At 69.7% G+C, this 25,207-nt stretch carries 23 protein-coding genes; 7 read left to right on the top strand and 16 right to left on the bottom strand.

Annotated elements, in window-relative coordinates:
• Positions 1–538 precede the first annotated feature (538 nt).
• Together NUV94_04525 and NUV94_04520 are read left to right on the top strand one after the other, a co-directional pair.
• Positions 539–748: a hypothetical protein gene (locus NUV94_04525; GenBank protein MCR4392046.1), complete on the top strand. Its 210-nt coding sequence runs from the start codon at positions 539–541 to the stop codon at positions 746–748.
• Positions 745–2,382, top strand: a complete 1,638-nt coding sequence (locus NUV94_04520; protein MCR4392045.1) for an NAD+ synthase — start codon at positions 745–747, stop codon at positions 2,380–2,382. Before NUV94_04525 ends, NUV94_04520 begins: the two co-directional genes overlap by 4 nt.
• 44 nt (positions 2,383–2,426) lie before the next feature.
• Here NUV94_04520 and ftsZ read toward each other — a convergent pair whose 3' ends face one another.
• The 14 genes from ftsZ to NUV94_04450 all read right to left on the bottom strand — a co-directional run bounded on the left by ftsZ (position 2,427) and on the right by NUV94_04450 (position 17,464).
• Positions 2,427–3,485, bottom strand: coding sequence for a cell division protein FtsZ (gene ftsZ, locus NUV94_04515; GenBank protein MCR4392044.1), 1,059 nt, complete (start codon positions 3,483–3,485; stop codon positions 2,427–2,429).
• A gap of 9 nt (positions 3,486–3,494) precedes the next feature.
• Entirely contained in the window at positions 3,495–4,736 is a 1,242-nt protein-coding gene (ftsA, locus tag NUV94_04510; GenBank protein ID MCR4392043.1) for a cell division protein FtsA, read from the bottom strand.
• Between the two features lie 13 nt (positions 4,737–4,749).
• Entirely contained in the window at positions 4,750–5,418 is a 669-nt protein-coding gene (locus tag NUV94_04505; protein MCR4392042.1) for an FtsQ-type POTRA domain-containing protein, read from the bottom strand.
• Positions 5,415–6,227: a UDP-N-acetylmuramate dehydrogenase gene (murB, locus tag NUV94_04500; GenBank protein ID MCR4392041.1), complete on the bottom strand. Its 813-nt coding sequence runs from the start codon at positions 6,225–6,227 to the stop codon at positions 5,415–5,417. The genes NUV94_04505 and murB overlap by 4 nt, the downstream gene beginning before the upstream one ends.
• A 23-nt stretch (positions 6,228–6,250) precedes the next feature.
• On the bottom strand, positions 6,251–7,603 hold the full coding sequence (gene murC, locus NUV94_04495) for a UDP-N-acetylmuramate--L-alanine ligase (protein ID MCR4392040.1): 1,353 nt from the start codon (positions 7,601–7,603) through the stop codon (positions 6,251–6,253).
• Positions 7,600–8,679 carry a UDP-N-acetylglucosamine--N-acetylmuramyl-(pentapeptide) pyrophosphoryl-undecaprenol N-acetylglucosamine transferase gene (locus tag NUV94_04490; GenBank protein MCR4392039.1) on the bottom strand — a complete coding sequence of 360 codons (1,080 nt, stop codon included), beginning with the start codon at positions 8,677–8,679 and terminating at the stop codon, positions 7,600–7,602. The genes murC and NUV94_04490 overlap by 4 nt, the downstream gene beginning before the upstream one ends.
• Positions 8,676–9,788 carry a putative lipid II flippase FtsW gene (gene ftsW / locus NUV94_04485; protein MCR4392038.1) on the bottom strand — a complete coding sequence of 371 codons (1,113 nt, stop codon included), beginning with the start codon at positions 9,786–9,788 and terminating at the stop codon, positions 8,676–8,678. Before ftsW ends, NUV94_04490 begins: the two co-directional genes overlap by 4 nt.
• A gap of 98 nt (positions 9,789–9,886) precedes the next feature.
• Positions 9,887–11,206 (bottom strand): Mur ligase family protein, encoded by a 1,320-nt coding sequence (locus NUV94_04480; GenBank protein MCR4392037.1) that lies wholly within the window; start codon positions 11,204–11,206, stop codon positions 9,887–9,889.
• 105 nt (positions 11,207–11,311) lie between these two features.
• Positions 11,312–12,220, bottom strand: coding sequence for a glutamate formimidoyltransferase (gene ftcD, locus NUV94_04475; GenBank protein MCR4392036.1), 909 nt, complete (start codon positions 12,218–12,220; stop codon positions 11,312–11,314).
• On the bottom strand, positions 12,201–12,626 hold the full coding sequence (gene fabZ, locus NUV94_04470) for a 3-hydroxyacyl-ACP dehydratase FabZ (GenBank protein MCR4392035.1): 426 nt from the start codon (positions 12,624–12,626) through the stop codon (positions 12,201–12,203). Before fabZ ends, ftcD begins: the two co-directional genes overlap by 20 nt.
• 6 nt (positions 12,627–12,632) lie before the next feature.
• Positions 12,633–13,421, bottom strand: a complete 789-nt coding sequence (locus tag NUV94_04465; GenBank protein MCR4392034.1) for an OmpH family outer membrane protein — start codon at positions 13,419–13,421, stop codon at positions 12,633–12,635.
• Positions 13,422–13,450: 29 nt separating this feature from the next.
• Positions 13,451–15,565, bottom strand: coding sequence for a BamA/TamA family outer membrane protein (locus NUV94_04460; GenBank protein ID MCR4392033.1), 2,115 nt, complete (start codon positions 15,563–15,565; stop codon positions 13,451–13,453).
• A gap of 29 nt (positions 15,566–15,594) precedes the next feature.
• Entirely contained in the window at positions 15,595–17,118 is a 1,524-nt protein-coding gene (locus NUV94_04455; GenBank protein MCR4392032.1) for a YifB family Mg chelatase-like AAA ATPase, read from the bottom strand.
• A complete protein-coding gene (locus NUV94_04450) occupies positions 17,099–17,464 on the bottom strand; it encodes a YraN family protein (protein ID MCR4392031.1) in 366 nt (121 codons plus the stop codon). Before NUV94_04450 ends, NUV94_04455 begins: the two co-directional genes overlap by 20 nt.
• 55 nt (positions 17,465–17,519) lie before the next feature.
• On the opposite strand from NUV94_04450, the gene NUV94_04445 reads away from it, so the two are divergent.
• Genes NUV94_04445 through coaD form a run of 5 tightly spaced genes read left to right on the top strand, consistent with a single transcriptional unit; the run spans position 17,520 to position 23,291 of the window.
• Positions 17,520–18,806 carry an amidohydrolase gene (locus NUV94_04445; protein MCR4392030.1) on the top strand — a complete coding sequence of 429 codons (1,287 nt, stop codon included), beginning with the start codon at positions 17,520–17,522 and terminating at the stop codon, positions 18,804–18,806.
• Positions 18,807–18,860: 54 nt separating this feature from the next.
• Complete coding sequence (gene rpsO / locus NUV94_04440) at positions 18,861–19,133, top strand: 30S ribosomal protein S15 (protein ID MCR4392029.1); 273 nt, start codon at positions 18,861–18,863, stop codon at positions 19,131–19,133.
• 5 nt (positions 19,134–19,138) lie between these two features.
• The gene (gene pnp, locus NUV94_04435; GenBank protein ID MCR4392028.1) at positions 19,139–21,499 is read left to right on the top strand and encodes a polyribonucleotide nucleotidyltransferase; all 2,361 of its coding nucleotides are present in this window, start codon (positions 19,139–19,141) and stop codon (positions 21,497–21,499) included.
• Positions 21,496–22,779, top strand: a complete 1,284-nt coding sequence (locus NUV94_04430; protein ID MCR4392027.1) for an insulinase family protein — start codon at positions 21,496–21,498, stop codon at positions 22,777–22,779. Before pnp ends, NUV94_04430 begins: the two co-directional genes overlap by 4 nt.
• Positions 22,779–23,291, top strand: a complete 513-nt coding sequence (gene coaD, locus NUV94_04425) for a pantetheine-phosphate adenylyltransferase (protein MCR4392026.1) — start codon at positions 22,779–22,781, stop codon at positions 23,289–23,291. Before NUV94_04430 ends, coaD begins: the two co-directional genes overlap by 1 nt.
• A 34-nt stretch (positions 23,292–23,325) precedes the next feature.
• Here the strand turns inward: coaD and NUV94_04420 are convergent, their stop codons facing one another.
• Both NUV94_04420 and gabT read right to left on the bottom strand, forming a co-directional pair.
• A complete protein-coding gene (locus NUV94_04420) occupies positions 23,326–23,871 on the bottom strand; it encodes a dihydrofolate reductase (protein ID MCR4392025.1) in 546 nt (181 codons plus the stop codon).
• 5 nt (positions 23,872–23,876) lie between these two features.
• Positions 23,877–25,205, bottom strand: coding sequence for a 4-aminobutyrate--2-oxoglutarate transaminase (gabT, locus tag NUV94_04415; protein MCR4392024.1), 1,329 nt, complete (start codon positions 25,203–25,205; stop codon positions 23,877–23,879).
• Positions 25,206–25,207: the final 2 nt, after the last annotated feature.

Genomic DNA, 25,207 nt, shown 5'->3' with positions numbered 1-25,207 from the left:
CACAAATCCGATGGTAGACCCCACCGTACCAGATCTCGCCCGGACCGTACGTCTGCGCCCCCCGAGCAAGGCCCACAAGATGCACAGCCCAACGCCCCAACCCTTGCACAGCATGTGACACCCCTCCTTGGCCCTCCCCATGTCCACGGGGTCCTCCCTCGGCAACTGGTTGGCCGATCGCGACTGGGGCGGGTGGAAGCAACCTCATGGTCTGGAGTGGGACGCAACAAAGAGTAGACAACGGGGCACAACCGTTCTTAGCCTTTGAAAGAATACACAATTGGGAGCAAGGGAAGGTTTCACCTTCCGCCGGACCCCGGTTCCAATGGATCCCCTCCCTCCCTCGACCCCGGGGCAGGCTTCCGGTATACTCCGCCCGTAAGTTTGCGCCTTTCCGCCTGTGGCTTACCCATCCCACCGCATGCCTCACCTCCCAGCCCAGGCGGAAGGGCGACCTTTATAGCCTCAGGTGATCGGCCCAGTGGCTGCCGGATGGCCTCTTGACAGGACGGGGGCAATCCGGGTATACGCTGGGGCCATGGTGAGGTTGTCCGGGTTTCTGCGCCGCCGGATGTCCAAGTTCAGACCACGCCAGTTCCCCGATCAGGAATCCCATGCCGCGCTCTCCGATGCCCGGACGCGGCTCCTCGCCGGGAACGACATGGCGATCCTCGAGTACGCCGACCGCTTGCTCGACGCCCCGAGCTGGGTCACCTACTGCGTGGGCGCGGACAAGGACCGCCGGTGAAGATCGCCCTCGGGCAGATCAACCCCACGGTGGGAGACCTCGCCGGGAACCGGGCCAAGATCGTGGCCGCCATCGGCGAGGCCCGAGGCCAGGGCGCGGACCTGGTGGTGTTTCCCGAGCACGCCCTCCTCGGGTATCCCCCCCGAGATCTCCTCCTGCGCCGCGGGTTCCTCGATGCCGCGGAGGCGGAGTTCCACGCCGTGGTGGAGGCAACCCAGGACATCGCGGTGGTCATCGGCCACGTCCTGCGGGCCGGGCATCGGGAGGCCAACCGGGCCGACCCGTCGGCAGCCGCGTTCGGCGGCGACCTAGCCCTGTACAATACGGCCTTCCTCATCGCAGACAGCGAGATCGTTGGCCACCAAGCCAAGCAGCGCCTGCCCTCGTTCGACGTGTTCGAGGAAGAGCGCTTCTTCGCCCCCGGGACCGAGGTCGCCGTGCACTCCTGGCAAGGCCTGCACCTGGGGCTGTCGGTGTGCGATGACTTCTGGTACGAGGGCGGGGTGCTGGCCGCCCAGGCCGCGGCCGGGGTGGATCTTCTCGTGAACGTGTCCGCATCCCCGTACTTCCAAGGCAAGCCCGCGATCCGCCACGCCCTCGCCCGACGGTGGGCGGAGCTCGCCATGGCCCCGTTTGTCTACGCCAACCTCACCGGAGGGCAGGACGAGCTCGTGTTCGACGGTGGATCGTTCGCCGTCCGGCCCGATGGGGCGTTCCTCCTTTCCGCGCCCTCGTTCACCGAGGGGGTGTACCTCTTCGACACGGCCGGGGTACCGGTGGCCCCGCCGCCGGAGGACGGGATCGCCGAGATCCACCAGGCCTTGGTGATGGGGATCCGCGACTACGTGGAGAAGAACGGGCTCCCCGGTGTGGTGATCGGGATCTCCGGCGGCGTGGACTCGGCGGTGGTGGCAGCCCTGGCCTGCCAGGCCTTAGGCCCAACGCGGGTGCTGGGGGCATTCCTGCCCGGGCCGTACACGGGAGAGCTTTCCCATGAAAACGCCCATGCCGTGGCCGACAACCTGGGGATCCGCCTCCTGATGATCCCCATCGATCCCGCGCTCGATGCCCTGCGGGCGAGCCTCGCCCCCCACGTCCCGGTGAGCGGGATAGTGGAGGAGAACCTCCAGGCCCGGATCCGCGGGCTTCTCCTCATGGCCCTGGCCAACGCCACCGGACACGTGGTGCTGTGCCCGGGCAACAAGTCGGAGATCGCCATGGGCTACAACACCCTGTACGGGGACACGGTGGGAGCCCTGGCCCCGATCGGCGATCTCGTGAAGGCCGAGGTCTATGCCTTGGCCCACCACATCAACGAGGAGGCCGGCCGCGCCTTGCTCCCGGAACCCGTCATGGCCCGGCCGCCGTCGGCCGAGCTTCGTCCGGACCAGCGGGACGACCAGGACCTCCCGCCGTACGACGTCCTCGACCCTCTTGTGCAGGCGCTGGTGGTGGAGAACATGTCCTGGACCGAGCTCGCCGCCCGGTTCGGCGAGAGCGTCACCCGCGACGCCCTACGCCGGCTCAACGCCTCGGAGTACAAGCGGAAGCAACTCCCGCTCGTGATCAAGGTCTCCCCGAAGGCGTTCGGGATGGGGCGCCGGATGCCCATCACCCACCGCTTCCCAGAGTAGCCAGGGCCACCAGAGAACCGAGGGTGGCTTGCCATCCACCGGCTCTACGGGAGCTCTTGGCGGCGGGCCCGCCGGAGGAAGGTGGGGATGTCGTAATCGTCGCGAATGCCTTCGCGCTCGTACCGCTCCAGGATCGTCTCTTCCTCGGACCCGATGACCTCGGTCCCGGCCACAGCCGGGAACCCGGTGGCGATCACGGTCACCCGCGCCTTCTCCATTCCCTCCCGGATCGTCGCCCCGAAGATGAGGTCAGCCTTGTCCGACAGGGCCTCGTGGATCACCCCGGCCGCGGCGGTGACCTCCTCCAGGGTAAGGTCATCCCCGCCGGTGATGTTGAGGATCGCTTTCTTCGCCCCCTTGACGCTGAAGTCGAGGAGGGGCGAGGAGATGGACCTGCGGGCCGCCTCGCGGGTCTTGTTCTCCCCCTCCGCTTCGCCGATCCCCATCATCGCCGTCCCCGCCCCCCTGAGCACCGCCTCCACGTCGGCGAAGTCCAGGTTGATGAGGCCGGGCACGGTGATGAGCTCGGTCACCCCTTGCACCCCTTGGCGGAGGACCTCGTCCACGAGCTCGAACGCCCGGGTGAGGGGCATGTCCGGGGGGGCGACCTTGAGCAGGCGGTCGTTGGAGATGGTGACGATGGCGTCCACGTTCTTAGACAGACGCTGGATGCCCATTTCCGCCTTCTGGGCCCGGGCCAGGCCCTCAAACGAGAACGGCCGGGTGACGATGGCCACGGTGAGGACGCCGAGCTCCTTGGCCACCTCGGCCACCACCGGGGCGGCCCCGGTGCCGGTACCACCGCCCATCCCTGCGGTGACGAACACCATGTCCAAGCCCTCCAGGAGGTCGGCGATGTCCTCCCGGGACTCCTCGGCCGCCAGCCGCCCGATCTCCGGGTCCCCGCCCGCCCCCAATCCCCCGGTGAGCTTGATCCCGATCTGGAGGTGTCGGTGGGCCTCCACCATCTCCAACACCTGGACATCGGTGTTCATCGCCACCAGCTCCACGCCCGTGAGCCCGGCCCGGGTCATGCGGTCGACCGCGTTTCCGCCACCACCGCCCACCCCCACCACCATGATCTTGGCCGGGCTTTCGCCCATCATCCCCGTTCACCCCCGCAAGAACTTGCGGAACCAGCGGAACAGCTTGTTGAACATGCCCCCGCCGGCGACCCCGGACCGAGATCGCTTCGAGCGCACGAAGTCACGCCCCTCCACCGCGTACTTGAGGAGCCCGATCCCGGTGGCGAACACCGGGGACTCCACGATGTCCCGCAGGCCGTGGATGCCCTGAGGGATGCTGCCACGCCGGGCAGGGATCCCATAGCGACGCTGGGCGAACTCCACCATCCCGTCCAGCAACGCCGTGCCCCCGGTGATGACCATCCCCGCCGGGATGAGGTCGCGGTACCCAGCGTCCTCCACCTCCTGCATCGCCAGATCCAGGATCTCCTCCACCCGCGGCTCGATGATCTTGGCGAGCTTCTTGCGGGACACGGTCTTCGTCCCTTCCCCGCCAATGGTGGCGACCTCGATCTTCTCCTCGTCTCCCACCGCGTCCACAAGGCAGGTCCCGTACGCCTTCTTGATCCGCTCCGCCTCCTCGATCGGGGTCTGAAGGCCCACGGTGATGTCGTTGGTGATGTGCTCCCCGGCGATGGGGATGGTCTTGGAAAACCAGATGTCCCCACCGCGGAACACGGAGAGGTCGGTGGTCCCGCCGCCGCAGTCGAGGAGCACCACCCCGAGCTCCTTCTCCGCCGAGGACAGCACGGCCATCGAGGAGGCCAGCGGTTCGAGCACGATCTGGGCGATGCTGATCCCGAGGGCTTCCACGCACCGCACCAGGTTGTGGACCGCGGTCACCGACCCCATCACGATGTGCACGTCCACCTCGAGGCGCGTGCCGGTCATGCCCACCGGGTCGGTGATCCCCTCCTGGCCGTCCACGATGTACTGTCTCGGGATGACGTGGATGAGCTCCACGTCCGGGGCCAGGGGCATCGTCCGGGCCGCCTCCACCACCCGCCGCACGTCCTCCGCGGTGATGATGCGATCCGGGCGGGTAATGGACACCGTAGCCGAGTTGTTGAGGGACCGGATGTGTTTCCCGGCGATGCCCACGTAGGCACTTTCCACCTTCATATCGGCCATGTTTGCCGCTTCCTCCACCGCCTTGCGGATGGACTGGATGGTGCGGCCGATGTCCACCACCACACCCTTCTCCAGACCCCGGGAAGGAGCCATCCCCATGCCGATGATCTCGATGAAATCATCGACCACGTTGGCCACAAGACAGGCCACCTTGGTCGTCCCCACGTCCAACCCCACCACCAGCCGCTCCCGCCTCATCCGACCACCACCCTCATCGGCGTCTTGTGAGGATCACCTGGTCCCCCCACCGCAGGTCCACCGCCGCGTACTTGGCAAGTCCATCCATGTCCCATAACCCTTCTAGGATAGCGAGTTTGTCGCCGAGCTGACCAATCGCACCAAGGAGGAGGGTGGGGCCCCCAGCTCCCTTGGCTACCACGCAGTCCGGATCAGAAGCGTCGAACACGGGAAAGGACGTGCGCAGCTCGGGATCGAGACGAGCGATGGACAAGGCCGCGGCCACCGCCTCCGGACGGACCCGCGGCCCTTCGGGAACTATGCCGACCAACGCCGCCTCCGGCGCAACCCCGAGGATCACCCCTTCGGCGTCTACCCACACCGCCTGCCCTTGCTTCAGCCGAACCTGTGCCACCGGCTCCCTTTCCCGGATGTCCACTTCAACCCGCTGCCATATCGGTCGAACCCTGATCCGCACCTCCTGGACCCTCGGGTCACGCCGAACCACGTCCCGGACTCCCTTAATGTCCAATCGGAGTACATTAGCACCCAGTAGAATCTCTGTCAACTGTTCGGTGGTGAAATAGCGGGTCTCGGGGACGCGGACCTCCCGGATCCGCCACCATCCCCCCCAGCGCAGGGTGGCCACGAGCAGGACGGCCAATACCAGGGCCAGGCAGCCGGCCCGAAATGCCCGGATCACTCCCCCACGACCTCGAGCTCCAGCGTCAGCCACACCCCGAACAGCCGCTCGACCCGGGCGCGGATTCGCTCCACCAGGGCCAACACGTCGCTGGCCCGGGCCCGGCCGAGGTTGCAGATGAAATTGGCGTGCCGCTCCGACACCACCGCGTCGCCGATGCGCGCCCCCTTCAGGCCGGCGTGGTCGATCAGCCACCCCGCGGGTGGGGCGTCCGTGGGGTTGCGGAACACGCACCCGGCCGAGGGCAAGTTCAGGGGCTGGCTCCCGCGCCGCTCGGCGAGGAGGGGTTCCACCGCCGGGCCGGGAACCGGCCGGAGTCCCACCTCCAACACCGGCAGGCGCACCCGACGGAACAGGGAGTCACGGTAGGTGAAGCCACATTCCTCGGGCCGGAACGTATGGACCCGCCCGTTCGGAAGGAGGGCCCGGACCCACACCACCTGCTCGGCGATGGCCCCGTACGTGGTGCCGGCGTTCATCGCCACCGCCCCCCCGACCGTGCCCGGGATCCCCGCCAACTTGGCGAGGCCGTGGCGGGCCGCCTTGGGCAGGGCCGCCCCCGCCCCCACCCGCAGGAGGTCGTCCTCTTCGTGCCAGCCGGTGAGCCCGGAGGTCAGGACCACCAACCCCGGGAACCCCTGGTCGGGGACGAGCACCTTGGACCCCCCACCCAGGACCAGCCATGGGAACCCGTGGGCCCGCGCCCGCACCACCGCCTCCGCCAACGCCTCCGGCCCATAGGGACGAAACATGGCCCACGCCCGACCGCCGATGCGGAACGTGGTGTAGGGAGCCAACGGTTCGTTCACCCGAATCTCACCGGGGAGATCCCCTAGTACCCGTAGGAGAGCCCACGAGCCATCTCGCGTGCAAGTCGCCATATGTCCCCCGCCCCGAAACACACCACCACGTCCCCCGGCCGGATGACCTCCGCCGCCGCATCCATCGCCCCCGCAAGCCCGGCCCGGAACACGGCCCGCCCCCCGGCGGCTTGGACCGCGTCCGCCACCAGCCGCCCACTCACCCCGGGGATCGGCCGCTCGAACGCGGGATAGACCTCGGTCACCACCACACGATCGGCGCGGGCCAGCACCTGCCCGAACGCCCCAGCCAGGGCCTTCGTGCGGGAGTACCGATGGGGTTGAAAGATCGCGACGATTCGGCGCTCCGGCCATCCCACCCGCAGCGCGGCAAGCCCGGCCGCGACCTCGGTGGGATGATGGGCGTAGTCGTCCACCACCAGGTACCCGTTCTCCTCCAAGACCTCCAGCCGCCGGCGGGGGCGGGGGGCTGTGCGGAGCGCGTCGACCAGGAGAGATAGAGGCAGACCGAGGAGCATCCCGGCTGAAAGCGCCCCGAGGGCGTTGCGCACGTTGTGCGCCCCCGGGCCGGGGACCTCCACCTCTCCGCTCGGTCTCCCGTGGACCAGGAGCTCACACGCCGCCCGCTCGCGGTGGTACTCAATCCCCACCGCACGTAGGTCGGCGTCTTCGCTCAGGCCGTAGGTCAGCGGGCGCTGGAGCTCAAGGCCAAGCCGCGCCGCCACCGGATCGTCCGCGCACACCGCGGCCTTCTTCGCCCGGGCTAGGAACCGGGCGAACGCCTCTCGCAGGCCGGCGAATCCGCCGTAGGTCCCCACGTGATCGTTGTCCACCGAGGTCAGCACCGCCACCGCCGGCTCGAGGCAGGTGAACCGACCGTCGGACTCGTCCACCTCAGCCACGAACGCCTTCCCTCCCCCCAGCGTGGCCGAAGGGAGGCCAGGGACCTCGCCCCCCACGTAGTGCCCACCCTCCCCGGTCACCGCCCGCAAGAGGTGGGCAACCCAGGTGGTGGTCGTCGTCTTGCCATGGGTGCCGACCACCGCCACGAGCTCGCGGTCGCGCAGCACCTCTCGCAGCGCCGGGAGCCGCGGCCAGATGGGAATCCCCTGCGCCGCCACGAGCTCAGGGTTGTCGTGGGCGATGGCCGAAGAGAACACCACCGCATCCGCGTTCTCCGGGAGGTGCTCGGCCCGATGCCCCACGTACACCTCGGCCCACGGCCGCAGCGCGGAGAGTCGCGGGGAGTCGCGGACGTCGGAGCCGGACACGGTGGCCCCTCCCTCCCGCAGGAGATGGGTAAGGCCGGCCATGCCGTCCCCACCGATGCCCACGAGGTGAACCCGTCCGTCAAGCCCGGTCATGCCCTCGCCTCCGTCAGGCGGACCAGCGCCTCCGCCACCCGCTGGGCGGCGTCAGGCCGGCCGACGAGGCGGGCTCCCGCGGCCATCGCCGCGAGCTTGGCCTCGTCCCGCCACAGTTGGGACACCAATGCCCCGAGGTCGAGGCCGACGAGGACCCGGTCCTCGATGAGCACGCACCCCCCGGCCTCGGCCAACGCGTGGGCGTTGGCGTGCTGGTGGCCATCGGCGGCCGCGCCCCATGGGATGAGCACGGCTGGACAGCCGACAGCGGCCAGCTCGGCCACGGTGGTGGCCCCGGCCCGGGCCACCACCAGCCGGGCCCGGGACAGCGCCTCCCCTACCTGGTCCGTGTACCGGATCACCTCGGCCTGGCCCAGCCCGGCCGTACGGAGCCTCTGCGTCACCTCCTCCGGGGGGGCCGCCTCCCCGACCACCACCCGCAGGCGCAGCCCCGGCACCTGGGCCAACGACGGCGCAGCCCGCACGATCGCGTCCACCAACCCCCGCGAGCCCCATGACCCCCCCATCACCAGCAGCTCGTCCCCCAGCACGCGGCGGGGGCGGACGATGTCCGCCCGCACCGGATTCCCGGTGACGAGGACGCCTCGCTTCCGCCGGGGCGCGCCGCAGGTGATGGGGAAGGACAAGAGCACGAGGTCTGCGAGCGGGGCCAACACCCGGTTCACCAGGCCCATGCGCGCGTTCTGCTCGTGGATGGCCACCGGGACGCCGAGGAGCTTCGCCGCCACCCCCGGGGCGAACGCGGGGTACCCGCCCATGCCAAGGACGACATCGGGGCGGAACCGTTGCACGATCCGCACCGCCCGGACCACCCCGAGACCGGTTTGGAGAAGGGCCCCTGGCCATGCCCACGGCCGCTTGCGGGCCAGCCCCCGCGACGGGAGCGCGAAGAACTTGACCCACGGATAACCGGACAAGATCCGGGCCTCCATGCCGTTCGGCTGCCCTACCCACCCGGCGGCGGAGAGGCGCCCCGAGGACCGCAGTTCCTCCAGCACCGCCAGGGCGGGATAGATGTGCCCGCCGGAGCCGCCCGCGGCCACCAACACCCTCATGCCCGCACCTCCGGCACCAACACCGCCACCGCCGAAGCTCGGGCCGCCCGGGCCACCCCGAGGAGCACCCCTGTGAGCGCCAAGCTGACCATGAGCGAAGAACCTCCGTAGCTGACAAACGGTAGGGTGAGGCCGGTCACCGGCAACAACCCCACCACCACCCCCAGGTTGAGGAGGGCCTGGAACCCAAGGAGAAAGGAGCTCCCCAACGCATACAGTGCTCCCAGCCGGTCCGGGGCCCGCGATGCCACCCGGAACCCCAGCCACACGAGGAGCCCAAGCAGCCCCACCAGACACATCGTGCCGATGAGCCCGGTCTCCTCGGCCACCACGGCGAAGATGAAGTCGTTGTGGGCCGCCGGAAGGTAGAGGAGCTTGGCCCGCGAGGCGCCGATGCCCCGCCCCCACAGCCCTCCCGCCCCGATGGCCATCAGCGACTGGTACACCTGGTACCCGTAGGTATCCCGGTACGCCTCGGGGTTGAGGAACGCGATCAGGCGCTCGAGCCGGTACCGAGCGGTGAACAGGAGCAACGCCCCGGGGGGGACGACCGCAGCCGCGGCGAGGAGCAGGTGGCGCACGGGCACGCCCCCGGCCCACAACAGGAACGCCACCACCGCCGCGTACAGGATGAGCATGCCGAAGTCGGGTTGGAACAGGAGGATGAGCCCAAACGCCCCCACCACCACGAGGTACGGCACGACCCCGTCCCGGAAATCGCGGATCCGCTCCCCTCGCCGGACGAGGGACCCCGACACGTACAGGACGAGGGCAACCTTGCCGAACTCGGATGGCTGGAACGGCAGCGGGCCCAGCCGGAGCCAGCGCGACCCCTCCGCCAGTGGTGGCACCAACGTCAAGAGAAGCAGGGCGAACGCGCCGAAGAGGAGGACATCATCGATCTTCTCCCACACGTGATAGTCCAGGCGCCACAGGATCACCATGGCCACCAGGCCCAGCGCCGCCCCGATGCATTGCCGCTTGAGGAAGCTGAGCGGGTCTCCGGTGGCCTGCAGGGACAGGGGAAAGCTCGCCGAGTACACGAACAGGAGGCCCGCCAAGAGCAAAAAAACGACCACCACCAGGATCTTGCCCTCGAGGCTGCCCATGCCGGGCTAGTGTGGTCCATATGTCCCCAAACCCAAAGGACCTGGGCGGCCAGGGGTCGGGCTATCGTTCCGGGGCGCGGGTGCGGAACGTCCTCGGGTTAGGGGACAGAGGGGACGTCGCCAGCGGACAGCTGGGCGAACGCCCGCCGAAACGCCTCGCCCCGATGGGCGTAATCCCTGAACTGATCAAAGCTGGCGCAGGCTGGGGAGAGGAGCACCGTGTCCCCAGGCTTGGCGACCTGGTACGCCCGGCGCAGGGCGTCCAGGGGGTCGCGGGCGAGCTCGTACGGGACCCCCCATCCGTCGAGGAGGGCGGCGAAGTACCGCTGGGATTCACCGATCAGCACACAGTGACGGGCCTTGTCCCGCAGGAGAGGAGCGAGGGCCTCGTACCCACCCCCCTTGTGTCGGCCCCCGAGGATGAGCACCACCGGCCCGGCGACCGCGCGCAAAGCGGCGGCGGTGGCATGGGCGTTGGTGCCCTTGGAGTCATCGACGAACGGGATCCCCCGGTATTCCCCTACCGGCTCCAACCGATGGGGCTGGCGGAGGGCCGGCTGGATCTCTCGGTACGAAGGTGGGCGCGCGGAGAGCTCGGGGAAGGCCGCGCATGCCGCGGCCCACGCCGCCCGAAGGTCGTCCCCAAGGTGAGCAGGAAGCCCCTCCCCCCACCCCGCCGGCAACACGGCCTGGGTGTAGTCCACCCCCCGGCCCCGCACCGCCACCCGGGCCAGGAGCTCGGGCGGCAGGACCGCCGTGTCGTCCGCGGTCTGGCGGGCGAGGATCCGCGCCTTGGCCGCGAAGTACGCGCCCAAGGTGCGGTGGTGGTCGAGGTGGTCGGGGGCGAAGTTGAGCCACACCGCGACCGTGGGACGGAACGCGAAGGTCCACTCCAGTTGGTACGAGCTCACCTCGAGCACCCACGGTCGCCCGGCGACCTCGTCCACGGTGGAGATGGCCGGACGGCCGATGTTGCCGGCCACCACCGGGGCGAGGCCCCCGGCCGCGAGGATCGCCCCGACGAGCTCGGTGGTGGTGGACTTGCCGTTGGTGCCGGTCACGGCGATCAGGACCTTGGGGCGGGCGAGGCGAAACGCGAGCTCGATCTCCGACCAGATGAGAAGCCCCTGCGCACGGGCCTCTTGGAGCACCGGGGCGTGGGAGGAGACCCCAGGGCTGGGCACGAGGAGGTCGGCGTCCAGGGCCTGCTCGCTGTGCCCGCCCTCCTCCCAGCGCACGCCATGGCCGTGGAGGAACCTCCGTTCCTCGGGAGAGAGGCGCCGCTTCTCCGAAAGGAACAAGGACACCTCGGCCGGGGCCAGGGCCGACACGAGGGCCCGCCCGGTCTGCCCCAGGCCGAGCACGGTGATCCGACGAAGGCCGAACGCCCACCCCACGGATCTCACCGCAGAGCGCACGGAGGACCCGAAGAGACCCGCGGTTCAGAGCTCAAGGGCAACCTCAAGAGCTGGAGGTGGTGTGTGGTGATCATCCTGCGTGCCGTCCGCGGTCGATGTCCAGGATCAGCCCAGGGCCTCCTGGATGCGTCGCTCGACCACCATGTCCGGGGAGAACCGCTCCAGGGCCAGGTAGTACTCGGCCACCTGGTCCAAGGCCTCCTGGGGCACGAGCCCCACGATCTCCGTTCCCACCACCGAGACCCCGTACCGGGCGGCCTCGCGGCGGATGCACTCGAGCACCCTCGGGATCGGGGTCTTCTTGTAGTTGGTGAGGTTCATCGACACCTGGACGATGCCCCGCTCGGCCAGGGAGATGCCCAGCGCCTTCACGTACTGGAATCCGCCCGAGGAGCCGCGCACCGCCTTGGCGATGGCCTTGGCCACCCCGAGGTCGGACGTGCCCAGGTTCACGTTGAACGCGATCAGGAACTCCCGGGCCCCGATGGCGGTGACCCCAGCGGTGGGGTGGACGGCCGGCTCGCCGAAGTCCGGGGCCCACTCGGCCCTCTGGATCTTGTCGGGGAACCCCTCGAACTCCCCTTTCCTGATCTCCGCGAGGTCCTGCCGCTCGGGGCGGGCCGCCGCCTCCCCGTACAGGTACACCGGCACCCGGAACCGCTCCCACACCTCCTGTCCAAGGCGGCGGGCCAAGGCCACACAGTCGGCCATGGTCACCCCGCGCACGGGGACGAGCGGCACCACGTCCACCGCCCCCATCCGCGGGTGCTCCCCCCGGTGCCGGCGGAGGTCGATCCGCGGCAGGGCGGAGGCGAACAGGGCGAGGAGCGCGTCCACCACCCCGTCCGGCTCCCCGACCAGGGTGAACACGGTGCGGTGGTGATCGGGGTCGGATTGCACGTCCAGCAGACGCACCATGGGCACGGCCTGCATCGCCGCGGCCATCGCCTCGATGGCCTCCCGGTCGCGGCCTTCGGACACGTTGGGCACCGACTCAATCAGCTTTTCCCACATCGACCTTGACCAGGGTAACCTCGGCCTCGGCCACGGTCTCGCCGTCCACCTCGGCCCGCACCTCAGCCACGATCAGGCCCGACCGGCGCCGCACCGCCCGGGCGCGAAAGGTGAGGCGGTCCCCGGGCACCACCGGGCGGCGGAACCGGGCCCGGTCTACCCCAGCCAGCACCACGAGCTCCCCTTCCGCAAACAGGAGCCCAGCGGCTTGGGCCATCCCCTCGACGATCATCGTCCCCGGCATGAGGGACGGGTACGGGGGACGGAAGTGGCCCTGGAAGTAGGGTTCGTTGACGGTGACGCACTTCTGGGCCACCACCTCGTTCTCCGTCCGCTCCACCACACGATCGAGGAGGAGGTACGGGTACCCGAGAGGCAGGCGGCGCTTCAGGGCCTCCACGTCCACGTCATCTCATCTCGCTGGGAACAGGTTCCACAACCGCTGCTCCACGTCCGCGGACAGGTCGACCACCGCCCCCTCCCGGCGGTACAGGACCACGTCCTTGGTGCGCAGGACGAGGTCGTACCCCTTTTCCTTGGCCACCTGCTGGGAGATCTCCAGGATCTTCACCGCCGCCACCTGCGTGAGGAGCTGATCGAGCTGCTGGAACGCGGCCCGCAGCTCGGTCAGCCGCTCGCTGAACCCCTGGGGATCGAGGATCGTGACCTGGGCCTCCCGGACCGCCTTCTCCACCTCGTCCGTGATCGGCTTGGCCTGGGTCCGCACGTTCTCCAGGTCCGCCCGGAGGTTGAGGAACCCCGGGGAGGCGATCATCTTGTCGAGCATGACGAGGTTGACCTTGAGGGCAGCCTGGATGTACTCCGCCTGGAGGCGGAGGTACCGCTGCTGGTACTGGTCGGGCTCGATCTTCCCCGCCGCGTAGTCGGCCTGGAGGTCCTGGATGTCCTCGGCCTTGGCCGTCATCGCCGCCCGCTCGGCCTCCACCTGGGGCAGGAACACCCGGGTGAACAGGGTCTCTGCGTCCACCACCCCCACCTTGAGCCCGGATCCGCCCTGGGTGATGCCGGCGACCCGGCCCTCCACCGCCGCCTGACGCTCCTCGAGCTTCACGATCCGGGACGTGAGCTCTTGCGTGTCCCCGTCGCCCTTGGGGGCGAACACCAGCCCGCCCACGATCCCGCCGGCGAACCCTAGGACCAGCGCCCCCACGAGCAGGGCCACCACCACGTTGATCTTCATCGCTTCCCTCCTATGCTGGTCATTCTAGCTTAAAACATCGGGCTCATCCCGAACTCGAACGCGGGCACCCACGAGAACGGCCGATCGGATGGCCAGGCCATGTCGATGCGCACGAACATGCCGGCGACGTACGCGGCGATCTCCAGCCCGATGGACGACTTCACCCGCCCCAACTGGGTCAGGTCCGCCCCAAGGTCCCAGAACAGCGCCAGGAAAGCCCCCTGGACGAGCTCGAACCGAAGCTCGGTGTTGAGCAAGGCCAGCCGGTCCGTGCGCACGCCCCTTGCCCCTCGCACCGAGTCCACCCCGCCCAGGTCGAACCAGAACCGCTCCGGCAGGCCCACGCCCCACCGCACGAGGACCCGCCCGGCCAGGGCCGCCCGGCCATCCCAGAACGGGGCCACAATGTCCACCGGCCAGAACCGGGAGAGTTCCGCCCGGAGGGACAGGTACTCCACCCCCGGGGCGAACAGGCCCGCCTGTTCCACCGCAAGGCGCCCCCGGTTTCCGGTGCGCGGGAAGAACGGGCTGTCCCGGTCGTCGTAGGCCAGGCCGACCTCGACCGCGGTCCGGGGGTCGAGCGCCTTCTCGTCCGGAACCTCCCACGCCCGCTCGCTGGTCAGGGTCAGGGTGAGGTCGAGGTAAGGGGCCATCGGGTAGGACAGGGTAGCGCTGCCCCCGAGGGTCACCGTGGTCGGGTCCTTTCCGGTCGCCTTGCGGTACAGGTCAAGGCCCACCAGATCGTAGACGGGGAAGGAATGGGCGCGGTAGCCCAGGCTCCACGTGGTGGAGCCGGCCTCCCCCAGCCCTTGGGCGAGGGATACCGACACATCTTGCGCAGTACCAAACAGGTTCTTCTGCGCATACGATAGGTTTCCAACCAGGCCCTTTTCCTGGGGGGAGTAGGTCATCGTCCCTTGGATGCTCCCCAGCTTCTCCTGCTCGGTCACGGTCACCGTGAGCAGGAGGCCCTCATCGGTCCAGCTCGGCTCCAGGCGCACGTCGCTGAAGTACCCGAGCGCCATCAGGGCCTGGCGGGCCGCGGTGTACCGGGCCTCGGTGAGGAGCTGCCCTTCCGCGAGGTCCATCACCCGGCGGATCACCCACTCCGCGGTCCGGGGGGAGCCGCCCACCTCGATCCTCTGGATCCGCCCCTCCTTCACCCGCACCCGGAGGATGCCGCCGGCAATGCCCTCCCCTACGAACTCCACCATGAAGTACCCCTCCCGCCGGTAGTACTCGTTGACCCCGGCGAGGGCGCGCAGGACGTCGTAGTTGGTGGCCGGTCCGGTGGGCAGGGGGGCGATCCGTCCGGTCAACCGGTCCAGGGGGAATGCGGTCACCCCGAGGAGCTCAATCCCCCGCACCGAGGCGGGTTCGGCGAGGACGGTTCGCTCCGTGACCTCCCAGGTCAGCCACACCCCCCCGTCGCCGAGCTCGGGGACCACGCCGGCCTGGGCGAAGTACACCGCCCGGCCCAGTCGGGTCAGGGTGGCCTGGATGTCCGAGATCTTCCCGAGCGCCCCCACCGGCACGGACACGAGGGCCCGCGCCTCCTCCTCCGGCACGGTGACGAGGCCCCGGAACCGGTGCCCCAGCACCGGGAGCTCCTGGATCTCGATCACCAGCTCCGCTCCGGGGATGATCCGCCCGATCTGGACGGTAGCCAGGTCCTTCTTGCGGTACTCCTCCAGGACCGCCTTGAGGGCCCCCTCCAGCTTGACCTGGTTCAAGACCTGGCCCGGCTTGATCCCGTGCTCCTTGAGGATCTCGCGGATCCTGGACTCGCTCGGCCGGGGCGGGCTCGCCAGCGCCGCCTGGATCCAAGACCATAGGGTCCCCGAACCTTTGGGGGCAGGCGGCACCCCCTCGATCGTGATCCGCTCGATCTTGGGGAACTCGACCACCCGGAACCGGACCACCACGATGTCCCCTTCCACGGCCAGCTCCGGGGTGACGCTCGCGAAGTACCCGAGGCCCGAGATGGCCTGGACCGCGGCCCGCACCCGCGCCGCGTCCACCGTGTCCCCGGCCTTGAACCCGACCGCGGCCAGGATCTCCGCGGTGGGCACATTCGCGCTCCCCACCACCTCCACCCGACCCACGGTGAACGGCTGCTGGGCCAGGGCCAACGAGGCCCACATCAGGACCGCACATAGGAACGCCGTGCGTTTCACGCTATCCCCTCCTCCGAGAACGCCCGGTACTGCAGGGCTTCCGCCAGGTGTTCGGGCTGGATGGTATCGGCCCCGGAGAGGTCCGCAATCGTCCGCGCCACCTTGAGCACGCGGACGTAACCGCGGCCGGTGAGGGCGAAGTGGTCCACCGCCCGAGCGAGGAGCTGCCGGACGTCCGGGGTCAGCCGGCACCACCGGCGCACCTCCTTCGGGCCCATCTCCGCGTTGGTGTGGATCCGGCCGTCCAGCCGCTGCCGCTGAACCTCCCGGGCCGCGCCCACCCGCGCCCGCACCGCCTCCGACGGCTCCCCTCCCCCCTCGCCGAGGAGCTCGTCCCTCGTCAGGCGAGGCACCTCCACGAAGAGGTCGATCCGGTCGAGGAACGGGCCAGAGAGCCTCTTCCGGTACTGCACGACCTCGTGGGGCCGACAGCGGCAGGGGCGCAGGGGGTCCCCGAGGTGGCCACACGGGCAGGGGTTCATCGCCCCCACCAACATGAACGAGGCGGGAAAGGTCACGCTCACCCCGGCCCGGACCACGGTGATCCGCTGCTCCTCGAGGGGCTGGCGCAGGGCCTCCAGGACCTTGCGGTCGAACTCGGGCAGCTCGTCCAGGAACAGGACCCCGTGGTGGGCAAGGGTGATCTCCCCCGGGGCGGGAACCCCATGCCCCCCGCCGACCATGCCCGCGTAGGAGATGGTGTGGTGGGGGGAGCGGAACGGCCGCCACCGGACGAGCGGCCGTTCCGGGGATAGCAACCCGGCCACGGAGTGGATGCGGGTCACCTCGAGGGCCTCGTCGAACGACAGGGGCGGGAGGATCCCCGGGAGACACCGGGCGAGGAGGGACTTCCCCGCTCCCGGAGGTCCCACCATCAGGAGGTGGTGGCCGCCGGCGGCCGCGATCTCCAGCGCCCGGCGGGCATGCTCCTGCCCGCGGACGAGGGCGAGGTCGATCCAGTCCGGCGGGTCCGCCTCGGGGAGCACGCGGGGGGCCGGGGGGATGTCCCGCTCCCCGGCGAGGAACGCCACCGCCTCCCCAAGGTCGGCCACCGGATAGACGAGGAGCCCCTCCACCAACGCCGCCTCGGGGGCCGAGGCCGCGGACACCATCATCCGGGTGAGCCCGGCCTCGCGGGCGGCGAGGGCCACGGACAGCGCCCCCCGCACCGGGCGCAGTCCCCCGTCCAGGGCCAGCTCCCCCAAGAACACGACCCCGCGGGTCCGCTCCGCAGGGACCTGCCCGGTCGCCACCAGCAAGGCCACGGCCAGAGCGAGGTCGAACCCGGCCCCTTCCTTCTTGAGGTCGGCCGGGGCGAGGTTGGCGGTGACCCGGAGCTGGGGAAAGGATCGGCCCACGTTGCGGATCGCCGTGCGCACCCGATCCCGGGCCTCGGACACCTCCTTCTCCGGGAGGCCGACGATGGTGAATCCGGGCAGGCCCGCCCCCACATCGCACTGGACCTCGACGAGCTTGGCCTCCACCCCGTACGGGGTCCCGCTAAGCACCTGGGCGAACATCCTCTTCGCCGAAGGCATCCCGTACGTGCCTTACCCCATCCGGGCCCACCGCCACCACGTCGAACCGCACCGGCACCTCCTCCGCCGTCCCCCCGAGGAACGCCTGCGCCGCTCGCCATAGGCGCTGCCGCTTCCCCGCGGTCACCGCCTCCTCCGGCCCTCCGAACCTCCCACTGGCCCGTCCCTTTACCTCCACGAACACCAACGTCGGCCCATCCTTGGCAATGATGTCGATCTCCCCGCCCCGCCAGCGCCAATTGCGGGCCACGATCCTCATCCCCTGGGCGCGAAGAAAGTCACACGCCACCTGTTCCGCCCACCTGCCCTCCATCTCCACTCGCCCCATGATAGCGCACCCAGGATTGGCCGAAAAAGGGGGCCTGGGTTTATACTCGTATTTCATGCGCATCCTCATCCGAGGGACAGCGGTGATCCCACGACCAGACCGGGGGGTGATCCCCCACGCCGACGTGGTGATCGAGGGCCGCCGGTACGCGGCGGTCGTGGAAGGCGGCGGGGCGGGAGGGGAGTTCGACCGGGTGATCGACGGGGAAGGACGCCTCCTCTTCCCGGGTCTGGTCAACGCCCACACCCATCTCGCGATGACCCTGTTCCGCGGGCTGGCTGACGACCTCCCCCTCATGCGCTGGCTTACGGAGAAGATCTGGCCGGCGGAGCGGAACCTCACCGGGGAGGACGTGTACTGGTTCTCCCTCCTCGGCCTCATCGAGATGATCCGGTCCGGGACCACCGCGTTCGCCGACATGTACTTCTTCATGGAAGAGGTGGCCCAAGCGGTGGACGAGGCCGGCCTCCGGGCCCTCCTCTCGTACGGGATCCTCGCCCCCACCCCGGACCGGATCGAGCCCGAGCTCGCCCGGGCCGAGGCGTTCGTACGCGAATGGGACGGAAAGGCCGAGGGCCGCATCCGGGCCGCCCTCTCCCCCCATGCCCCATACACGTGCGGGCCGGAGCTGTGGCGCAACGCCACCGCCCTGGCCCGGGAGCTTAAGGTTCCCATCCACACCCACCTCGCGGAGACGAAGGAGGAAGTGGACCGGATGCGGACGGAGACCGGGCGGTCCCCGGCGGAGTGGCTGGAGGGCCTGGGCGTGTTCGGCGTCCCCGTCATCGCCGCCCACTGCGTGCACATGACGGAGAAGGACATCGAGATCCTCGCCGCCCATCGGGCGAGTGCGGTCCATTGCCCCACCTCCAACCTGAAGCTCGCGTGCGGGATCGCCCCGGTCGCGGAGATGCTGCGGGGCGGGGTGAACGTGGCCCTGGGCACGGACGGGGCCGGCTCTGCCGGCGACCTCAACATGGTGGAGGAGACGCGCCTCGCCGCCATCCTCGCCAAGCAGAAGGCCGAGGACCCGGAGGCCCTCCCCGCCGCCGCGGCGTTGGCCTGCGCCACCTGGCGCGGGGCGGCCGCCCTTGGCCTGGGCAAGGAACTGGGTACAATAGAGCCCGGATGTCGGGCAGATGGGGTGCTGGTGACGCTCGACAAGCCCCATTTATGTCCCGGGCATAACCCGCTGGCGGACCTCGTTTACTCCGCACAAGGGGCGGACGTGGATACGGTGTTCGTCGACGGGCGGCTGCTGCTCGTCGAGGGCGAGCTCATGACCCTCGACGAGGAAGCGGTGATGGCCCGCTGCCGAGAGCTGGCCCGGCGCTTTCGGTAATTGAACCCCCCCCAGGCGTACGCCCGCTTGGGGACGGGCGATTGGAGGTGGAACGTGGCGCTCTCGAAGGAAGCAAAGCAGGAATTGATCCGAAAGTTCGCCCAAAGCCCCGCGGATACCGGCTCGACCGAGGTGCAGGTGGCCCTGCTCACGGCGCGGATCGAGCAGCTCACCGAGCACCTCAAGGTGCACCGCAAGGATTTCCACTCCCGCCGTGGCCTGCACAAGCTGGTGGGTCAACGACGGCGGTTGCTCCGGTACCTTCACCAAACCGCCCCCCGCCGGTACACGAGGCTGATCCAAGACCTGAACTTAAGAGGTGTGTGAAACGAATGCCAGTAGTTGAGGAAGCAGAAGTAGCAGGACGGGTTTTTCGACTGGAGAGCGGCGCTGTGGCCCGCCAGGCCGACGGCGCCGTGCTCGTGACCTGGGGCGACACCAAGGTCCTGGTCACGGTGGTGTGCGCGCCCACGGAACAGGACCTGGGCTATTTCCCCCTGCGGGTGGACTTCGAGGAGAGGTTCTACGCCGGGGGGAAGATCCCCGGGGGGTTCTTCAAGCGGGAGGGCAAGCCCTCGGATGAGGCGGTGCTGGCGGCGCGGTTGATCGACCGCCCGATCCGCCCCCTGTTCCCGGAGGGATACCGGGAAGAGGTGCACATCGTGGCCACGGTGCTCTCGGCGGAGAAGGACGCCCCGCCGGACGTGGCCGCCCTCCTCGGCGCCTCTGCCGCGCTGCTCATCTCGCCGGCCCCGTTCCAGGGGCCGGTGGCCGGGGTGCGGCTGGGCATGGAAGAGGGCCGGATCGTGGTCCACCCCAGCGATGAGGTCCGGGAGAAAGGGCCGATGGACATCGTCGTCGCCGGGACCCGGTCCACGGTGACCATGGTCGAAGGGCACATGCGGGAGATCGCCGAGGACCAGGTGGTCGAGGCCATCCAGACCGCACACCAAGTGATCCGGGAGCTGATCGCCCTCCAGGACCGGTTCGCCGCTCGCCATGCGGTGACCAAGCGCGAGGCGGTCGCCCCCTCGGCCGAGGAACAGGCGGTGCGGGAGCGGGTGAAGGCCCTGGTGTGGGATCGGCTGAGCGATCTCAAGCGGGCGCCCAGCAAACGGGCGCGGGAGCGGTTGGCCGAGGCCCTGGCCGAGGAGGCCGCGACCGCGGTGGCCGCCGGCTGCCCCGAGGAGGAGCGGACGCGGATCGAGAGCCTTGCCATGGCTGCGTTCGAGGACGTGTACCGGGAGTTCGCCCGCCGACTCGTCCTGGACCGGGGCGAGCGCATGGACGGCCGCCGTCCGGACGAGCTCCGGCCGATCACGATCCAGGTCGGGCTCCTTCCCCGGGTGCACGGGTCGGCCCTGTTCACCCGCGGCGAGACCCAGTCCCTGGGCACATGCACCCTCGGCGCCACCCGGCGTGACGCCCAGATCGTGGACCTGATGATGGAGGATGGTCTGAAGCGGTTCATGCTCCACTACAACTTCCCCCCGTTCGCGGTGGGGGAGGCCGGCCGCATCGGGCCGCCGTCCCGGCGGGAGATCGGGCACGGCCGCCTCGCCGAGGGGGCGCTCGCGGCGGTGCTTCCATCCGAGGACGAGTTCCCGTACATCATTCGCGTCGTGTCCGAGATCATCGAGTCCAACGGGTCTTCGTCCATGGCCTCGGTGTGCTCGGGGTGCTTGGCGATGATGGACGCTGGGGTCCCCCTCAAGCGTCCGGTGGCCGGGGTGGCGATGGGCCTGGTGGGGGACGAGGCCACCGGGCGGTACGTGGTGCTCACCGACATCATCGGCCTCGAGGACCACTTTGGGGACATGGACTTCAAGGTCGCCGGGACGCGGGACGGGGTGACCGCGTTCCAGTTGGACGTGAAGACCGGGGGCATCTCCGCCGACCTCATGCGCGAGGCGCTGGCCCGGGCCAGGGCCGCCCGCCTGGCGATCCTCGACCTGATGGAACAGGTCCTGCCGCGACCGCGGCCCAGCCTCTCCCCGTACGCGCCGTGCCTGGACGTCCTGCACATCAACCCGGACAAGATCGGGGCAGTCATCGGCCCTGGCGGCCGGGTCATCCGCAAGCTCCAGGAGGACACGGGCACCGAGATCGACATCGAGGACGACGGCACGGTGAAGATCGTCGGCGACTCCGCCGACGCCGTGGCCCGCGCCCGAGAGATGATCCAGGAACTGACCGAGGAGCTGGAGGTCGGGATGACGTTCCGGGCCAAGGTGGTGCGCCTGGCCCCGTTCGGGGCGTTCGTCGAGCTCCGCCCCGGCGTGGACGGCCTGGTCCACATCTCCAACCTGTCCGATGGCTACGTGAAGAAGGTGGAGGACGTGGTCCAGGTGGGCGACGAGGTCATGGTGGAGGTGATCGGCGCCGACGACACCGGGCGCCCCCGGTTCAAGCTGGTCCAGGAGAAGCCAACCCTCAAGGTCGGGGACATCGTGCCCGGCAAGGTCACGAACGTCGTGGACTACGGGGTGTTCGTGGAGATCGCTCCGGGCGTGCGGGGGCTGGTGCACAAGTCGCGGCTGGGGGCAAAGGCGGAGCCGGATCAGGTGGCCAAGAAGGGCGACCGGATGCTGGTGGAGATCCTGGAGATCGACGAACAGGGCCGCGAAAAGCGGTACAAGCTACGGCGGGTGCTCCCCGAGAGCCCGGTGCACGTCGAAGGCGCCGAGGGATGACCGAACTCTACCCCGGGTGCTGGGCGGGGAAGGCGTCGAGCGGCCTCGAGCTCTTCGTGGAACCGATGGCCCATCTCCGGTCGGTGGCCCTCGGGTTGTGGGTGCGGGCCGGGGGCCGGAACGACCCGCCGGGGAGGGAGGGCCTGGCCCACCTCGTGGAGCACATGACGTTCAAGGGCACCGAGCGCCGTACCGCCCTGGAGATCGCCCAGGCCATCGATGCCCTCGGCGGGCACCTCAACGCCGCCACCACCAACGAGTACACCTCGTACTTCACCACCGTCCTCGATCACGGGCTCCCCGCGGCCCTGGAGATCCTCCAGGAGCTGGTGACCTCTCCCCGGTTCTCCCCGGACGACCTCTGCCGGGAGCAAGTGGTGGTGGGGGAGGAGATCCGCACCCTGGACGATGATCCGGAGGAGGTGGCGTTTCAGCTCCTGGCGGAGGAACTGTGGCCCGCGGGGCACCCGTTGGGCCGACCGGTGATCGGCCGCCTGGACTCGGTGGCCCGGATCCAGCCGGACGACCTGTGGGGGTTCTTCCACGACTGGTACCGGCCGGGGCGGATGACCCTCGTCGCCTGCGGCAAGGTGGACCCGGAACCCCTGCTCCTCCAGGCGGAGGAATTCGGGGCGGGGGGAAAGGATGACCAGACCCGGCCCCGCTTCCCCCCGCGCCCGGGCAACGGGGTGGCGGTGGCGGAGCGGGAGATCCAGCAGGTGCACGTGGCCCTGGGGTTCCCCACCGTGCCGGCCGCCTCCCCGGACCGACACGGTCTGGAGGTGCTGAACGCCCTCCTCGGCAGTGGCGTCAGCTCACGGCTGTTCCAGCGGATCCGGGAGGAGCTGGGCCTGGTGTACGCGGTGTTCTCGGTGACCGCCTACCACACCGATGCCGGGTCGCTCGCCGTCTACGTTGCCACCGAGGAACGGAAGCTCCCGCAGGTGCTAGATCTCATGTGGGCAGAGATCCAGGAGCTCGTTCGCACCCCCCCGGACGAGGCCGACCTCGCCCGGGCGGTCCAGCGCCTGACCAGCGCCTTCCTGTTGGGCCTGGACAACCCGAACGGGCGCATGGTCCGCCTCGGCACCGCGGCGGCGTTGGGCCGTACGCCCCTGCCCCCGGACGAGGTGGTGCGGCGCCTGAGCGCGGTGACCCCGGACGAGGTGCAGGAGCTGGCCCGGCGGTTCCTCGCCCCGGAGAAGGCGGCATGGGCGGCGGTGGGGCCGTCGGCGGAACGGCTGCGGCGCCTGATGCGTCCTCACGTGGCGGTGACCTGATGCGCGTCGCCCTTTACCCGGGGAGCTTCGACCCCATCACCTACGGGCACCTGGACATCCTCAAGCGGGCCAAGCGCCTGTTCGACAAGCTCATCGTGGCCGTGGTGGAGAACCCGCGCAAGGCCCCCCTGTTCACCGCCACCGAGCGCCGATGGCTGGTGGAACAGGCGCTAGCTGAGGAGGGCATCGCAGAGGTGGAAGTGATCACCTACTCCGGGCTCCTCATCGAGTGCGCCAAGGAACTGGGGGTGGCAGCGGTGGTGCGCGGGCTCCGAGCGACGTCGGACTTCGACTACGAGTTCCAGCTCGCCCTCACCAACCGCGACCTCGACAGCGATATCGAGAGCGTGTTCCTGATGACCGCGGGCCAGTACTCGTTCCTGTCCTCATCCATCGTCAAGGAGGTCAAGCAGTACGGGGGGGACGTGTCCAAGTTCGTGCCCGCGTGCGTGGAGCGGGCACTGGCGGAGAAGTTCGGGCAGGCAACGCCGCGGGGGAAGACCAAGAAGTGATGGATCCCCGTGGAGAACACGCGTAGGTACCCGGTCATGCCGTGGTCGGGGGCCAGGACGAGCCGCGTGTCCGCGGCGGCCGAACCCGTTCGTAGACCAGAAACGCATGGGGGTAACGGCTCCCCGCATCGGCGCTCCCCTCATCCCGCCACACCTCCCTCCACTCACGGAGATCGACCCGGGGAAAGCACACGTCGCCCTCGCAGTCGGCGTCGATCCGGGTCAGGTACAGCCGGTCGGCCAAGGGCAGAAACGCCCGGTACACCTCGGCCCCGCCGATCACGTACACGTCCTGACCTGGGAACCGGGCAAGGACCTCGTCGATGGAGCGAACGACGAGGCAACCAGGGGCAACGAACGCGGGGTCCCGGCTGAGGACGACGTTCGTCCGCCCGGGCAGCGGCCCGCCGATGGATGCGTACGTCCTCCGACCCATCACCACCACGTGGCCCCACGTGAGCTTCCGGAACCGGGCCCGGTCCTCGGGGAGGTCCCACGGAACCCTCCCCCCACAGCCGATGACCCCGTTCCGGGCCACCGCGGCCACAATGAACACCCTCGGCCGCCGTGCTTTGGCCATCCCCCTCACTTCACGGCCGCAGCGAACGCCTCTCCGAGCACGGCTAACCCTTCGGCCAGGGCGTCGTCCGGGGTCGTGAGCGGCACCAGGAACCGGATCACGTTCCCGTAGAGCCCGGCGGTGGGGAACACGACCCCGCGGCGCAGCGCCTCCTGCTGCACGGCCTTGGTGATCTCGGGCGCGGGTTCCTTGGTCTTCCGATCGCGCACGAGCTCCATCGCCATCATCGCCCCCACGCCCCGGACCTCGCCGATCACCGGAAAGTGGCGCGCGAGGTCTCTGAGCCCCTTGGTGAGCACCTCGCCGATGTGCACGGCGCGGTCGAGGAGCTTCTCCTCCTCGATCACGTCCAGCACCGCGAGCGCCGCGGCGCAGGCCACCGGGTTGCCGCCATAGGTGCTGCCGATCGCCCCCGGGATCGGGGCGTCCATCACCGGGGCCTTGCCAACCACCGCCGACAGGGGGAGTCCCCCGGCGATGGACTTGGCCACGGCGATCAGGTCCGGCTCCACCCCGAAGTGCTCGCACGCGAAGAACTTGCCCGTCCGGCCGACCCCGCACTGAACCTCGTCGGCCACGAACAGAAACCCGTAGCGATCGGCCAAGTCGCGCAGAAACGGGAGGAACTCAGGGGGAGGGACGATGAACCCGCCCTCCCCGATCACCGGCTCCACCACGACACAGGCCACCTCCCGTGGGTCCACGAGCGAGAGCATCCGGCGCTCGATCTCGGCCATGGACACCGGGGTCCGGTAGGGATAGGGGTAGGGCAGGCGGTACACGTCCGAGGCATACGGGCCGAATCCAGCCTTGTACGGGATCGCCTTGTGGGTCATGGTCATCGTGAGCAGGGTCCGGCCGTGGAACGCGTTCTCGAACACGAGCACCGCCTTCCGCCCCGTGGCCGCGCGGGAGAACTTGACCGCGTTCTCGACCGCCTCGGCCCCGGAGTTGAAGAACGCGCACTTCTTGGGGGTCGAACCAGGGGCGAGCTTTCCAAGCCGCGCCGCCAGCTCCACCAGGGGCGCGTAGGGGATGGCGGTGAAGTCGGTGTGCAGACACCGGCTGGCTTGGGCCTGAACGGCGGCCACCACCTTGGGGTGGTTGTGCCCGACGTTCATCACCCCCCACCCGCCGGAGAAGTCGAGGAATCGGTTGCCGTCCAGGTCCTCAACCACCACGCCCTCGGCCTTGGCCGCCACGAACGGGGCCAGGGTCCCGAGCGGTTTGGCCACGACCTGTTCCTTCTGAGCCATCACCGCCCTGGACTTCGGCCCAGGGACCTCGGTGACGATCCGGATGTACTTGCGCGCCAATGTGACCTCCTGATGCACCG

The organism is Candidatus Acetothermia bacterium, assembly GCA_024653305.1.
Taxonomy (GTDB): domain Bacteria; phylum Bipolaricaulota; class Bipolaricaulia; order Bipolaricaulales; family Bipolaricaulaceae; genus JACIWI01.
Note: the sequence above shows the minus strand (reverse complement) of the source record. Positions and strands in the feature narration are given on the sequence as shown.